The organism is Pseudomonas baetica, assembly GCF_019733355.1.
Lineage (GTDB): Bacteria > Pseudomonadota > Gammaproteobacteria > Pseudomonadales > Pseudomonadaceae > Aquipseudomonas > Aquipseudomonas baetica_A.
On record NZ_JAIHLQ010000147.1, the window covers coordinates 1 to 408 of the forward strand.

Genomic DNA, 408 nt, shown 5'->3' on the forward strand with positions numbered 1-408 from the left:
GCGCGCTTGTTGGCCTCGTAGAAGCCGGATCGACTAACCCCCAACAAACGGCACACATACGCCACCGAATAAGCCTTCTGTTGCAGCTGCCGAACCAAGCGGTACGTTACTTCAGCTCGCGGGCAAAGAAGGCGGTGGCTTTTTTTAATACATCGTTATCCATCTTGAGCTGACGGTTTTCTTGCTCCAACTGGCGAATACGCTGTTGCTCAGAGGTCAGCGGCTTGCCGATCCCGGCTTGCCCCAACTTCTCGGCCTCATACTGTTGTACCCAGCGTCGAACGGCCGTATCACCAATATCAAGATCACGACAAACCTGTGAAACACTCAGGCCCTGGTCCTTGATCATCTTTACAACTTCCAGCTTGAAGCTGTCGTCGAATACTTTGCGTTTGTCGGTCATGGAGA

The 408-nt window shown here is 52.7% G+C and carries 1 pseudogene; it reads right to left on the reverse strand.

The annotated features are described in order from the left end of the window. Positions 1 to 403 (reverse strand): annotated as a pseudogene (locus K5E40_RS34490) (transposase); the annotation flags it as partial. Positions 404 to 408 lie beyond the last annotated feature (5 nt).